Below are 12,847 nucleotides of genomic sequence, written 5' to 3' on the forward strand. Positions count from 1 at the left end.
TTGGGATCCTCTGTTATTCTGCAGTGACGAAGAACTTGTAGGTCATGACGTTCCGATAGGTCTGGCCTGGAGCGAGGCGGACCGAGGGGAACTGCGGCTGGTTGGGGCTGTCCGGGAAAAGCTGCGGTTCGAACACCAGGGCATCGCCCTCTCGGTAGATCTGGCCGGACTTGCCGGTAAGGGTACCATCCATGAAGTTGCCTGAGTAGAATTGCAGGCCTGGCTGGTTCGACCACAGTTCGAAGCCGCGACCCGAGGTGGGCTCCACCACGCGCGCCATCATGTGTTCGTCCTTGGTAACACCCTGGCCGACGACCCAGTTGTGGTCGTAGCCGCGTCCGTAGACCATCTGCTTGTCATCACCGCTGCGCACCCGCGCGCCCACCGGCGTGGGTTTACGGAAATCGAAAACGGTACCTTCGACCGCACGGTGCTCGCCGAGCGGAATCGAGGTTTCGTCCGTCGGCGTGAACCGGTCGGCGGGAATGGTGAGCAGGTGATCCATCGCGGTCCGGCCCGGTCCGGCAAGGTTCCAGTAGGCGTGGTTCGAAATGTTGACCACGGTCGGCTTGTCGGTGGTGGCGGTGTAAGTGATCCTCAGCCTGTTCTGTTCGTCCAGGCTGTAAGTCGCATCAGTGGTCAGCGTGCCGGGGTAGCCCATGTCGCCATCGGGGCTGGTGTAGCGCATGGTGACGCTGGCTTCGGCCCCGTTCTTCACCGAGCGCACGGTCCAGACGACTTTGTCGAACCCCTTGGTGCCTCCGTGGAGCGAGTTGACGCCATTGTTGACCGGTACAGTATAAGCCTTGCCGTCGAGTGAGAACTTGCCCCTGGCAATGCGGTTGGCGACGCGCCCAACGGTGGCACCGAAGAATTCGGGTGCCTTGATATAGCCATCGAGGCTGTCGTAGCCAATCGCGACATCCACGGCTTTGCCGCTGCGATCGGGAAGCATGACTGACTGGATCGACGCGCCCAGCGTCATTACGCGGACCGCCATGCCCTTGCCGTTCGTGAGCGTCACTGCCTCGACGGTTCGCCCGTCCGGCAGTTTCCCGAAGTTCTCCCGCTTGGCTTCGGCTGCCAGCGCGGGGGTGATGGCCGTGGCGGCGACGGTCGCTAGCAGCGCGGCGTTCGCGATAACCTTCAGCATGCTCTCTCCTTATTGTGTTTGGCGCCGGTGATCCTGCCCGACCTGTCGCGATCAGCCGACAGGTATATGGGCGCGCTGGGAAGGCGCGTTGCGAAGCCAAGCAAACTGGCTGCTCTGTCGATCGATGAAACGCCGGCCTCCCTCAACTTCGCTCGTTTCCGTCCATGCCGATTTTGGCGGCAAACCTCGCGGGAGCGTTGTTTGAGCGGCTACCACCGGCCATTTTGCGTGGCAACTTATTTATCAGACAAATATGCCTTGTCGGACAAGAAACAGAAATGTATGAGCCCAGGCAAGGCCCGTCAAAGGGGCCGATTGTTCCTGGAGGGAGGTCCCATGAATCGCATTGCTCATTCGCTCGTCCTGTCGTCTTCGGCCCTGGCCTTGACGATCTGGTCGCCAGTCCATGCACAGGAAGTCCAGGATGCGGCCGCCGCCGACGTCGCTGGCAACGAGATCGTCGTAACGGGCCAGCGCGCCAGCCTTGAGGCCGCCCGCAACATCAAGAAGAATTCCGATCTCGTCGTCGATTCGATCGTGGCAGAGGACATCGGCAAGCTTCCCGACACGTCGGTCGCCTCCGCCCTCCAGCGCGTCGCCGGCGTCCAGGTGGTCAATGGCTTCAACAATGAAATCCAGAGCCCGATCGTGCGCGGTCTGGGCGATATCCTGACGACACTGGACGGCCGTGAAATCTTCACTGGCGTTGGCCGTGGCTTCTCGTTCCAGGATCTTCCGGCCGAGGCGATCGGCGGTATCGACGTCTACAAGTCGAACTCGGCGAACCTTACCGAGGGCGGCGTCGCCGGCGTTATCGATATGAAGCTCCAGAAGCCCTTCAACTTCGACAAGGGCCTCACCATTGCCGCGAACGGCCGCGTCTACAATGGCCGCGTCTCCGACGAGACCAGCTACACGGCCGGCCTGCTCGTCTCCAACACCTGGGATGTGGGCGACGGCCGTCTGGGCGCGCTGATCGACGTCTCTTACGCGCGCAACAATTTCAGCCGCCCGGTTTCCTTCAACTGCGACCCGCGCTCGACCAACCACGGTCCTGCCGGCGCACCTGACCTTGTCCTGCCCACTTGTGTGGGCGGTACCACCGACACCGGCCACAACACGCGCCCGCAGGTCAATGCAGCGCTGCAGTGGGAAGTGACCCCCGAGCTGGAACTCTACCTCGACGGCCTGTACACCGGATATCGCTCGACTTTCGCGACCAATTTCATCTTCGCCGATCTGTTCGCGGGGAACAGCATCACCAACGCCACCGCAAGCAGCGACTGCTTCACCGCTCCCGTCGACAATGCGGGTTTCCTCGGTGGCAACAATGTCGAGAACTTGTGCATCGGTCAGTCGGCGACCTTCAACGGCGTCGATGCACTCACCAGCACCCAGGCCAAGAAGCAAAGCACCGACCAATATGTGCTGGGCGGCGGGGCCAAATGGAACACCGACACGATCCATGTCGTGCTCGACGCCAGCTACATTCAGTCGAAGAACGCGAACCGCGCCATCATCGTCGACGTGGCCAAGCGCAACCAGTCGGTGGACATCCTGGTCAACGACAACGGTCACGGCACGACCCAGATGGTAGGCGATCCGCTGTCCACTCCGGACGGCTTCGTCTTCGCCAACACGCTTTTCCAGGACCTCAACAAGTCCAACAGCCGTCAGTATGCCTTCAAGCTGGACTCCGCGTTCGACGTGGACAGCAGCTTCCTGCGCCAGGTCCAGGTCGGTGCACGCTACAGCGATCGCCAGGGCACGTTCCGGGCCGTGGCAGGCGGTCCTTCGTTCCCCGGGCCGAACCGCGGTACGCTGGTCGATTCCGTTGGCCTGCCGTCGGACTTCATGGTGCGCTCGCCCGATTCCATCCCCTACATCAATGGCGGATCGCACTGGTATACGCCCAACGCGGACTACCTGCTCAACAACACCGATGATCTGCGTGCGCTTTACGGCGCGCCCGCCGGCGATCCGGACTGGGATCCGACCCGTAACTACGATGCGGCGGAGAAGACCTTCGCGGCATACATGCAGGGCAAGTACCAGCTCGATATCGGCGATGTCTCGATGATCGACGGCCTTGTCGGCCTGCGCGTAGTGCGGACCAACCGCACGATCGACGGCACCTCGCGCGTGATCGGCGGGGCAACGGACGGCAGCGACCTGTTCGTACCCGTCAACCGCGACACCTCGGACGTCTACGTCCTGCCCAACGCCAGCATCCGCTTCAAGGCGAACGACCAACTTCAGTTCCGCGGTACTTATGCCAAGACGATGTCGCGGCCGACGTTCGGCGACCTCAACCCCGGCCTGTCGCTGGCAGCGCCGGGCGGCAACCCGAACGTCATCCTGGCAGGTTCCGGCGGCAATCCCGATCTCAAGGCGCAGCAGTCCCACAACTTCGACGTGACTGCGGAATACTACTTCGGCCGTTCCAGCTATGTCTCGCTGGCGGGCTACTACCGCAAGCTCAAGGATCGCGTGGCACCGGACACCACGATCCAGGTGATCGACGGACAGACCTACCAGATCACCCAGCCGCGCAACCTTGGTTCCTCGAACCTCAAGGGCATCGAGGCGGCCGGCCAGTTCTTCCTCGATTTCCTGCCCGAAGGCTTCGACGGCTTCGGTCTCATGGGTACCTTCACTTATGCGGACAGCAAGGTGACGACCAAGGGCGATCTTCTGGAAGGCCAGCAGCTGCTCGGCGTTTCAAAGTACAGCTACACCGCGGGCGCGCTTTACGAGAAGTACGGCATCACCGCGCGCGTGGTCTACACCTGGCGCTCGGGCTACAACGAGACGGCATTCGGAGCGGGTACGCTGACCGGCTCGACAGACTCGGTGCAGTTCAACAAGGTGAAGTCCAACGGCCGTCTCGACTTCTCGATCGGCTATGACGTGACACCGAATATCACCGTCACGTTCGACGGCGTCAATGTGAACGGCGGCAAGTATTACAGCTACTTCGATACGCCAGCCTTCCCGCACGACATCCGTATCGACGACAAGTTCTACGGTGCAAGCATTCGTTTGAAGTACTAAGCTCGGACGACCGCCAGGGGATCCTTTCCGAAAGAGCCGAAACAAGGGCGGGGCGCTGTGATGGCGCCCCGCCTTTTCCTTGCGACCACTTTGGTTGCTCCAGTGATGCTCGTGAAGTGGCCCCGCAAATCCCGGTTGGTCGTCAAGCTCGCTGTAGCGGACATAGGCATTGGCTTGCAGGATGGGTTGACCAAACCGCCAGGCACGGCCTTGGATTGTTTACCGCGCCGATCGCGTGACAATGGGACAGCGCCGCCAGTGGATTGGGCCGGCAAACGGTCGATCCTCGCGAACATCGATCCACCACGTCGCCGTATCGGTCTTCACCTTAGCCTTAACGGACACGTTGATATCGTTGCCAAGGAATCGCCCGGCTGCAAGCGCGTGGGCCGCGACGAGCGAGAGACATCACGCTAAAGCAGCAGCAGCGATCTAATCAGCTAACGGTGAGGCGCTGAGATATAGTCCTTCGCCGGCCAGGCCGACTCGGGGCTCGCCGCGACTTTACCGATCTGAACAAATCACGGCACCCGACGTAAAAGCATTCGCCGGCGTCATGAAAATCTACAAATTTCTCGGAAAAATTTCTAGCCCGAGGTCCACGATAGTCCATGAAAAACTCTTCCAAGCGAAGTGTCTATCATGGTCCCTATCGTGGACCCGGGCTGAAACTTAGGCCCACGAAGCGCAGAAAACTGCGCCGCTGTGGCGGAGACGGAGGGATTCGAACCCTCGGTACCCCCTTAAGGGTACGACGGTTTAGCAAACCGCTGGTTTCAGCCACTCACCCACGTCTCCGTAGCGGCCTAGGAGGCGCCGTATAACGAGGGGTGTTTGTGTCGGCAAGAGGGTCTTGTCGTAGTTTTTTACGCCTGTGGAAATGTTTGTCGAGGCATGGGGTTTCGCGGGGATTCGATCTGCCGCAAAACCGAGTCGTCCTGTCGACCGTTCATTGCGGGGTCATGCGCTCTGGATTCTTTAGTGGCATGTCGCAGTGTGCGCTCGGGAGCGTACCTGTCGTATGGAATTCGGGATCGCCATTGGAGGGCCACCAGATGTCATTCACCACGCAAATCGCCGCCAGGGGGGCGACGGTTCGCCTGTCTCGGAGGGTCGGCGGCGCCGTTGCGGCCATGCTGGTCCTGCTCGCTCCGATAGGGTCCGCCACCGCACAAGTGACCACGGTCGATCCCGATGCGGCGATCGACAGCGATCTCAACGGCGGAAACGCCTCAGGCAACACGTATGCGCCCCCGGCCGAAGCGCCGCCGGTGGACGCGCCTTCGCCTTATCCGGGCAACGGAACGCCGGTCGATTCGTCGGCTAACGGTTCGACCTACCAGCCTGCGCCCAGCCCCTCGCAGACCACGCCTTCGCAAACCACGCCGCCTGCCGACGGATCGACGACCTATCGCCAGGACGACCTGATCGGCGCCGCCGAGGGCGTCTTCGGCAAGGGCGCCAAGGGGCTCGCCGGCGTGATCGAGGATCTGCTCAAGAAGCAGGGCGAGCCGAACGGTTACATCATCGGCCGTGAAGGCGGCGGCGCGATCGCCGTGGGCCTGCGCTATGGTTCGGGCACCCTCTATCACAAGGTGGAGGGCGAGCAGCCGGTCTACTGGACCGGCCCTTCGATCGGCTTCGATGCCGGTGCCAACGCGGGCAACGCCTTCGTGCTGGTCTACAACCTCTACGACACCGAAGACCTCTACCACCGATTCGGTGCGGGCGAGGGGCAGGCCTATCTCGTGGGCGGCTTCAACATCAGTTATCTGCGGCGCGGCAACGTCGTGCTTATTCCGGTTCGCGCCGGTGCGGGCCTGCGTCTCGGGGCCAACATCGGTTACATGAAGTTCACCCACAAGCAGAGCTGGATGCCTTTCTAAGGCGCGTTCAGCTCCCCGGTTTTGGATCTATGCGGCGTCGACTCCCGGTCGGCGCCGCCTGGCTTTGCATCTTTCGTTCCATTCAAACAAAATTTCGCCTTGATGGGCATCCGGCATCGCCGGGCGCGATAAATTTGCAGTTCTCGGCAATTGTCGGTCGATCCGGCATTGCGCGCTGTCCCTGCTCGGTCTAATGCCCCGCGCGCCATGCTTACGAACCTTCAGCAACAGCCCGCCGATGCGCTTCTCGCGCTCATCAAGCTCCACAACGCGGATCCGCGCGCAGACAAGATCGACCTCGGCGTCGGCGTCTACCGCACGGGCGAGGGGGATACCCCGGTGTTCCGCTCGATCAAGGCGGCCGAGGCGAAACTCGTCACTGAGCAGGACTCGAAAGCCTATCTCGGTCCCGAGGGCGACATGGGCTTCGTCGAAGCGCTCATGCCCTATGTCTTCGGCAAGGACAGCCCCGACATGGGCGGCCGCATCGAAGGCATGCAGACCCCCGGCGGCACCGGTTCGCTGCGCCTCGCACTCGCGATGGTGAAGCGCGCCGGCTATCAGCGGATCATCGTCGGCACGCCGAGCTGGCCGAACCATGCGCAGATCTGCGCCGACCTCGACCTGGGCGTCGTCGAATTCAACCACGCACTGCCCTCGGGCCACCCCGACATGGACGCCGTGCGCGCCGCGATCACCGGTGCCCAGGAAGGCGATGCCATCCTGCTGCACGGCTGCTGCCACAACCCCACCGGCATCGACTACACGAACGAGCAGTGGGACGAGATTGCCCAGCTCATCGCCGACGCCAAGATCCTGCCGATCCTCGACCTTGCCTACCAAGGCCTGGGAATGGGCATGGAAGAAGACGCCTATGGCCTGCGCCGCGTGCTCGTGGCCGTGCCGGAAGCCCTGATCTGCTATTCGTGCGACAAGAACTTCGGCCTCTATCGCGACCGCGTCGGCGCTCTCTATGCGATGGTCTCCGATCCGGCCGACCTCGCCAAGGTCATGTCGAACGGCCACAACCTGGCGCGCGCCAACTGGTCGCAGCCGCCAGATCACGGCGGTGCCGCGGTTCGCCTGATCCTTGAGGATGAAGCGCTGACCGCGCAGTGGCTCGCTGAACTCGACGAGATGCGCGACCGCATGCGCCAGGTTCGCGCCAAGCTTGCCGCTTCCGGAACTGCCGGTGCGGTGGACCTGACGCCGATGGGCGGCCAGAACGGCCTGTTCTCGATCGTGCCGCTCAGCAAGGACCAGGTCCTTGAAATGCGCGAGAAGCACGGGATCTACATGGCCGGTTCGGGCCGTATCAACGTGGCGGGCCTGACGATGGGCAACATCGACAAGTTCATCGCCGCAGTGGCGGACGTGACGGCCTGAATGGATCGCCAGCCGGTCCTTGAAGGGGACCGGCTGGTCCTTCGTCCGCTTCGTGCCGACGATTGGGACGCGCTGTTTGCCGTGGCTTCCGATCGCGAGATCTGGGCGGGCCATCCCGCTCACGATCGCTGGCAGGAGCCGGTGTTCCGGCGCTTCTTTGCCGAGGCAATGGCCAGCGGCGGGGCTCTCGCGGTTGTCGACAGGCAAAGCGGGGCGCTGATCGGCTCCAGCCGTTACGGCCAGCCTGATGGCGACGAGATCGAGATCGGTTGGACTTTCCTGGCGCGCGCGTATTGGGGCCGCGGCTGCAATGCCGAGATGAAGCGCCTGATGCTTGCCCACGCGCTGGTCCATTTCGCGCGGGTGACCTTCATGGTCGGCGCAAACAACGTGATCTCACGCAAGGCCATGGGCCATATCGGCGGCGTTCTGACGGATCGCGCTTTCGAACGCGAACTATGCGGCGTGATCGTTCCGCATGTGCTTTTCGAAATCACCCGCGAGAGCTTTGCCCATGGGCCTTTGGCGGGTTGAGGATTGTTGGCTGGAGGCCTTGAAAGGGTCTCCGAGCGACCCTTCCGCGGCTTCGATTTTCCTCAGTTCCGCAGCGACTGCATCCGCTGCAGGTAGCGGGCAAGCACGTCGATCTCCAGGTTCACGCTGTCTCCTGCCTTGAACGCGCCGATCGTGGTAACTTCGGAGGTGTGGGGAATGATGTTGAGTGTAAAATGGCAGCTACCGTCCGCCTGGTCGGTCACGTCGTTCACCGTCAGCGATACGCCGTCGACGGTGATCGAGCCCTTGGGGGCGAGATAGGGCGCCAGTTCCTTCGGGGCGGCAATCACGAAGCGCTTCGAATCGCCTTCCGGCGTTACGCTGACGATGGTGCCGACGCCGTCGACATGGCCTGTCACGATGTGCCCGCCCAGTTCGTCACCCAGCTTGAGGGCAGGTTCGAGATTGAGGCTGGTGCCCTGGGTCCAGCGGTCCGGCACGGTGCGGGAAACCGATTCCGCCGAGATGTCCACTGCGAACCAGGCGTCGCCGGCCACGCCGCCCTTGTCCACCACGGTCAGGCACACGCCCGAGCACGAGATCGAAGCGCCCATGGCGATGCCGGCCGGATCGAAGGGGCAAGTGATGACCGCGCGCAAGTCGCCCGTCTGGCGGGCTTCGCGGATCTGGCCGATGGCGGTGACGATTCCGGTGAACATGGCTACCTTTCGAGCGGGTGTTCTGATGAATGTGCGGTTTCGTAGACTTCCAGCGTGTCGCTGCCAAGCCGCCGCCGTTCGGCGAGGCGCCAGCGGCCATGGGCTTCGGAAAGGCTTGCAAGCCCGAAGTCCGAAAGAGCGGGGCGTCCTCCGATGAGGATCGGTGCGCGATAGATCAGCAGTCGATCGACCAGGCCGGCGCGCAGGAAGGCAGTCGCAGCGCCGGCGCCGCCCTCGACGAAGAGGTGCTGAATGCCCGCCATGCCGGTCAAGTCCTCGGGCCTTGCCAGCGCCTTCCAGCCTTCGGGAACGCTGCCGCGTGTCAGCACCCAGCGCTCAGGGCTGCGCGCTTCGAGCCCCGGCAGACGGACATCGAGGCGAGGGCGGTCGGCGCGCAGCGTTCCGCCGCCAACGAGGATGGCATCGGCCCTGGCCCGCATGGCATGGGTATGGGCACGGGCCTCGGCTCCGGTGATCCACTGGCTCTCGCCGCTGGCAAGGGCGATGCAGCCGTCGAGCGACAGCGCCAGTTTGAGCGTCACTTCGGGACGGGCGAGGCGCTTGGAGATCAGGTAGCCGGAAAGGCTTCGCTGGCAGGCTATTGAAGGCAGATAAATCGCTTCGATTCCGGCTGCGATCAGGCGCGCAAGGCCGGCGCCGGAGGTGCGGGGATCGGGGTCCATGCAGCCGATGACCACGCGGGCCAGTCCGGCGGCGCAGACGAGATCGGCGCAGGCGGGGCCGCGCGCCGACTGGTGGGCGCAAGGCTCCAATGTGACGTAGAGCGTGCCGCCTCGCGCAGCTTTGCCCGCGAGCGCAAGACACATCGCTTCGGCGTGCGGGCGACCGCCGGGCTGGGTCCAGCCACGGGCGACGACCTTACCGTCCTTCACGAGGATCGCGCCGACGCCGGGGTTTGGCCTGCTGGAAGGCCGCGCGCGCGCGGCAATCGCGGCGGCCGCGGCCAACCAGCGCGCGTCGTGACCGGCGGCAGTCTTCACACTATCCGCAGTTATCACATTCCCAGCAGTCTTCACTGGGCAGGCTGGGTCGGAACCTGATCGACCTGCGGCAGCGTGCGTCCTTCGGGCAGGCGGGGCTTGCCGATGCGGTCCATCTCGGCCTTCTTGCGCGCGGCTTCCTCGGCGTCGGCCTCACGCGCGATCTTGTCCACGTCCATCCCGGAGTAGCGACCGATCGTCTTGTAGATCTCGCGAACGTCCTTCTCGCGCCGGGCCTGCTCGGCCGCCCAGGCTTCCTTGCGCTTCTGGTTCTCGATGTTCGAGGCGAGGATCTGTTCCTCGGTGCGATGGGCCGGAAGCACCGAGATATAGACGACCTTGGGCGGCGGATGCGGGCCGCGCCCTTCCTGGGTCGACATGAGATAGAAGACCGAGAACGTGCATGCTGCCGAAACCGCGGCGATGCGCCAGCGGTTGCTGCCCGCCTGCTTCCACACCGCGCGGAAGTCTGCGATCATGCCGACCGGGCTGACGTCTTTCCAGTAACCAGAACGCTTGAACAGTGCCATGCCGGGCTATGTAGTCGCTAAAAGGGCGGAACGCTACCCGAACGGCACATAGAGCGAGCGGCCATTTTCCTTGAGCCACCGGTTGGCCGAAGGCACGCTGCCTTCGAAGATTTGTCCCAGAAAATCATGGAATGCGGGCGAATGGTCGAAGTGCACCAGATGCGCCACTTCGTGCGCCACTACCGAGCGGCGCACGGGGTCCGGCGCCATGATGAGCCGCCAGTTGATGCGAATCGATCCATCCGCCGCGCAGCTGCCCCAGCGCCGCCGTGCGCCCGACAGCGCCAGCGCCGGTGTCGCTTGTGCGGCGCGGTCGCAGTATTCCGCCAGATCCTGCGCGAGCACGTCGCGCGCTTCGCCTTCGAGCCAGCGCTTCAGCCGCGCGGCCAGCGAGCCTTCCGGGCCGCCGACCAAGAGCAATCCGTCATCCGGCACGGGGCGGCGCGGCAGGGCGGCATCGTGGCGGATCGTGAAGCGGTGGCCCCGAAAGTCGAGAAGGGCGCCGTTGCCCAGCGGCTGCGCCTTGGGCAGGGCCTCGATCTGGATCGCCAGCCAGGACTGTTTGGAGCGGGCGAAGGCCACGGCGTCTTCGGTGCGCGTCCATCGCGGGACGGAAATGCGGATTTCGCTGCCGTCGGGGGCGAGCCGCATGGTCATCCGCCGGGACTGCGCCAGCCTGCGGATCACAACGGGAACCTGACGGCCGGCGATTTCGAGCACCGGCTCTTCGCGAGGGTCACGGCGAAGCCAGTCGAGCACGGGCTATTTGCTCTCCCAGGGCGCGGGGCCTTCGGGTTCCAGATATTCCTCCGGGTCCTCATCGTCGCCATAGGGCCAGACGATGTGGTTTTCGAGCGGCCCGGCCACGGTCTCGCTGATGACCTTGCCCGCAACGGAGATCCCCGCCGCGTGGACCGCCTCGCGGTCGCCGCAGACGAGATAGTGCCATTCCGGCAGGGGCTCACCGTCCGCGCGCAGGCGATAGGCGCAGCTGGGCGGCAACCAGGCCAGGTTGCCCGCCGTCTTGGGCGTCAGCTTCAGGCAGTCCGGCACGAACTTGTGCCGCCGGGGATAGTCGCTGCACTGCGCCGTCTTGAGATTGAGCAGCTTGCAGGCGACGTTCGTGTGGTAGATTTCCCCGGTATCGGCATCCTCGACCTTGTGCAGGCAGCACTGGCCGCAACCGTCGCAGAGGGCTTCCCACTCCTCGCGGTTGAGCGTGTCGATCGGGCGTTCCCAGAAAGGCTTGGCTGCGTTCACTTCACCCACTTCGCCAGTTCGGCCGAGACGGCTTCCGGTCCCTTGTCCACCGGCAGCATGGCGATCGGCTTGCCGTCCGGGTCCATCAGGAATGCCGTGCGGCTGTGATCCATGAGATAGCCTCCGGGCGTCGATTCGCCTTTCTTGTAATAGACCGCAAAAGCGTCGGCCGCCTGTTTGATCTGCGCGGGGCTGCCGGTGAGGCCATAGAGGCGCGGTCCGAAGGCGGCGGTCCACTGGCCCACGACTTCGGGCGTGTCGCGCGCGGGATCGATGGTCACGAAGATCGGCTGCACTTTGGCGGCCTGCGCGGCATGGGCCTTCTCGTAGAAAGAGAAGCCGCGCATCATCGCCTGGACATCCATCGGGCAGGCATCCGGGCAGAAGGTGTAGCCGAAGTAGACGATCCGCCATTTGCCCTTGAAGCTCTCCCAGGTAACGGTCTTGCCGTCCTTGTCCGTCAGCGTGAAGGGCCCGCCGATCTGCGCGCCTTCCAGCGGCGGCGCCTCGGTGGCGGACTGCTGGCAGGCAGCGAGCGACAGGCCCAGCGAAAGGGCCAGGGCGAGGGGGGCGATACGGCGCAGCAGGTATGTCATGGCGCCGCGCTTCATGCTCTGCTAGAGCCTCTGGCGCAAGGGTGCGATGCCGGAAGGGAAGGCCGGTTTTCAGGGCGCCCTTGTCTGTCTGGAGGTAATGAAGGTGTCGAAGACCATGTCCGGGAACGTGTCCCAGCGCTCGCGTGGAATCCTCAGAGCGCGTCCTGTCAGGGCATTCCTGGCCGCACTGGCCGCAGGCCTGATGTTCGCTTCCCCAGCTCACGCCGATTTCTCCGAGGGGTACAAGTTCCTCGAATCGGTGAAGAAAAAGGAAGGCGAGAAAGTCGAGCAGGCGCTTGCCGACAATGGCCAGATCGTCAACGCCAAGGACGTGACGACGGGCGAGACGGCGCTGCTGATCGTCACGAACCGCCGGGACATCACCTGGTTGAGCTACCTCATCGGCAAGGGCGCCAACGTCAACGCTTCCGACGACCGTGGCCGGACCCCGCTTTCGGTTGCGGTCAGCCTGGGCTGGCGCGACGGCGTTTCGGTGCTGCTCGATCACAAGGCCAACCCGAGCACGTCGAACGATGCCGGCGAAACTCCGCTGATCTTCGCGGTGCACCGCAAGGATACCGACATGGTGAAGGCGCTGCTCGAAGCCGGTGCCGATCCCAGCCGGTCCGACAATTCCGGCCGGAGCGCGCGCGACTATGCCGCGCAGGAAGCGCGTGGCAGCACGCTGGCAACCTTGCTTGACGACTATGCCAAGAAGAATTCGGGCAAGGGCAAGGCCGTCTACGGCCCGACGTTCTGAGCGCGAT

The 12,847-nt window shown here is 63.9% G+C and carries 12 protein-coding genes and 1 tRNA gene; 5 read left to right on the forward strand and 8 right to left on the reverse strand.

Going from position 1 to position 12,847, the window contains the following annotated elements:
* Nucleotides 1–13: 13 nt before the first annotated feature.
* Nucleotides 14–1,153, reverse strand: a complete 1,140-nt coding sequence (locus tag AC1VV3_RS17500) for an aldose epimerase family protein (RefSeq protein ID WP_482963081.1) — start codon at nt 1,151–1,153, stop codon at nt 14–16.
* A 336-nt stretch (nt 1,154–1,489) separates the two neighbouring features.
* On the opposite strand from AC1VV3_RS17500, the gene AC1VV3_RS17505 reads away from it, so the two are divergent.
* Nucleotides 1,490–4,207, forward strand: a complete 2,718-nt coding sequence (locus tag AC1VV3_RS17505) for a TonB-dependent receptor (RefSeq protein WP_482963082.1) — start codon at nt 1,490–1,492, stop codon at nt 4,205–4,207.
* 706 nt (nt 4,208–4,913) lie between these two features.
* Here AC1VV3_RS17505 and AC1VV3_RS17510 read toward each other — a convergent pair.
* Nucleotides 4,914–5,005: transfer RNA gene (locus AC1VV3_RS17510), tRNA-Ser, on the reverse strand.
* 257 nt (nt 5,006–5,262) lie between these two features.
* On the opposite strand from AC1VV3_RS17510, the gene AC1VV3_RS17515 reads away from it, so the two are divergent.
* The 3 genes from AC1VV3_RS17515 (at nt 5,263) to AC1VV3_RS17525 (ending at nt 8,013) form a co-directional block, all read left to right on the forward strand.
* Nucleotides 5,263–6,093 (forward strand): DUF1134 domain-containing protein, encoded by an 831-nt coding sequence (locus AC1VV3_RS17515; protein ID WP_134095470.1) that lies wholly within the window; start codon nt 5,263–5,265, stop codon nt 6,091–6,093.
* Nucleotides 6,094–6,300: 207 nt separating this feature from the next.
* Nucleotides 6,301–7,479, forward strand: coding sequence for an amino acid aminotransferase (locus tag AC1VV3_RS17520; protein ID WP_482963083.1), 1,179 nt, complete (start codon nt 6,301–6,303; stop codon nt 7,477–7,479).
* Entirely contained in the window at nt 7,480–8,013 is a 534-nt protein-coding gene (locus AC1VV3_RS17525) for a GNAT family N-acetyltransferase (protein WP_482963084.1), read from the forward strand.
* Nucleotides 8,014–8,075: 62 nt separating this feature from the next.
* Here the strand turns inward: AC1VV3_RS17525 and AC1VV3_RS17530 are convergent, their stop codons facing one another.
* From AC1VV3_RS17530 to AC1VV3_RS17555, 6 genes are read right to left on the reverse strand one after another with little or no spacing between them, the layout of a single operon-like run.
* Nucleotides 8,076–8,693, reverse strand: coding sequence for a riboflavin synthase (locus AC1VV3_RS17530; RefSeq protein ID WP_482963085.1), 618 nt, complete (start codon nt 8,691–8,693; stop codon nt 8,076–8,078).
* Between the two features lie 2 nt (nt 8,694–8,695).
* A complete protein-coding gene (gene ribD / locus AC1VV3_RS17535) occupies nt 8,696–9,709 on the reverse strand; it encodes a bifunctional diaminohydroxyphosphoribosylaminopyrimidine deaminase/5-amino-6-(5-phosphoribosylamino)uracil reductase RibD (RefSeq protein WP_482963158.1) in 1,014 nt (337 codons plus the stop codon).
* A 17-nt stretch (nt 9,710–9,726) separates the two neighbouring features.
* Nucleotides 9,727–10,224, reverse strand: coding sequence for a hypothetical protein (locus tag AC1VV3_RS17540; protein ID WP_132265589.1), 498 nt, complete (start codon nt 10,222–10,224; stop codon nt 9,727–9,729).
* A gap of 33 nt (nt 10,225–10,257) precedes the next feature.
* Entirely contained in the window at nt 10,258–10,983 is a 726-nt protein-coding gene (locus AC1VV3_RS17545; protein ID WP_482963086.1) for a M48 family metallopeptidase, read from the reverse strand.
* 3 nt (nt 10,984–10,986) lie between these two features.
* The gene (locus AC1VV3_RS17550) at nt 10,987–11,493 is read right to left on the reverse strand and encodes a YcgN family cysteine cluster protein (protein ID WP_482963087.1); all 507 of its coding nucleotides are present in this window, start codon (nt 11,491–11,493) and stop codon (nt 10,987–10,989) included.
* Nucleotides 11,481–12,080 carry an SCO family protein gene (locus AC1VV3_RS17555; protein WP_482963088.1) on the reverse strand — a complete coding sequence of 200 codons (600 nt, stop codon included), beginning with the start codon at nt 12,078–12,080 and terminating at the stop codon, nt 11,481–11,483. Before AC1VV3_RS17555 ends, AC1VV3_RS17550 begins: the two co-directional genes overlap by 13 nt.
* Before the next feature lie 202 nt (nt 12,081–12,282).
* Here AC1VV3_RS17555 and AC1VV3_RS17560 point away from each other — a divergent pair, with 202 nt between their 5' ends.
* Nucleotides 12,283–12,840, forward strand: coding sequence for an ankyrin repeat domain-containing protein (locus AC1VV3_RS17560; RefSeq protein ID WP_243841158.1), 558 nt, complete (start codon nt 12,283–12,285; stop codon nt 12,838–12,840).
* Nucleotides 12,841–12,847: the final 7 nt, after the last annotated feature.

This window comes from Novosphingobium sp. BL-S-34, from assembly GCF_056857015.1.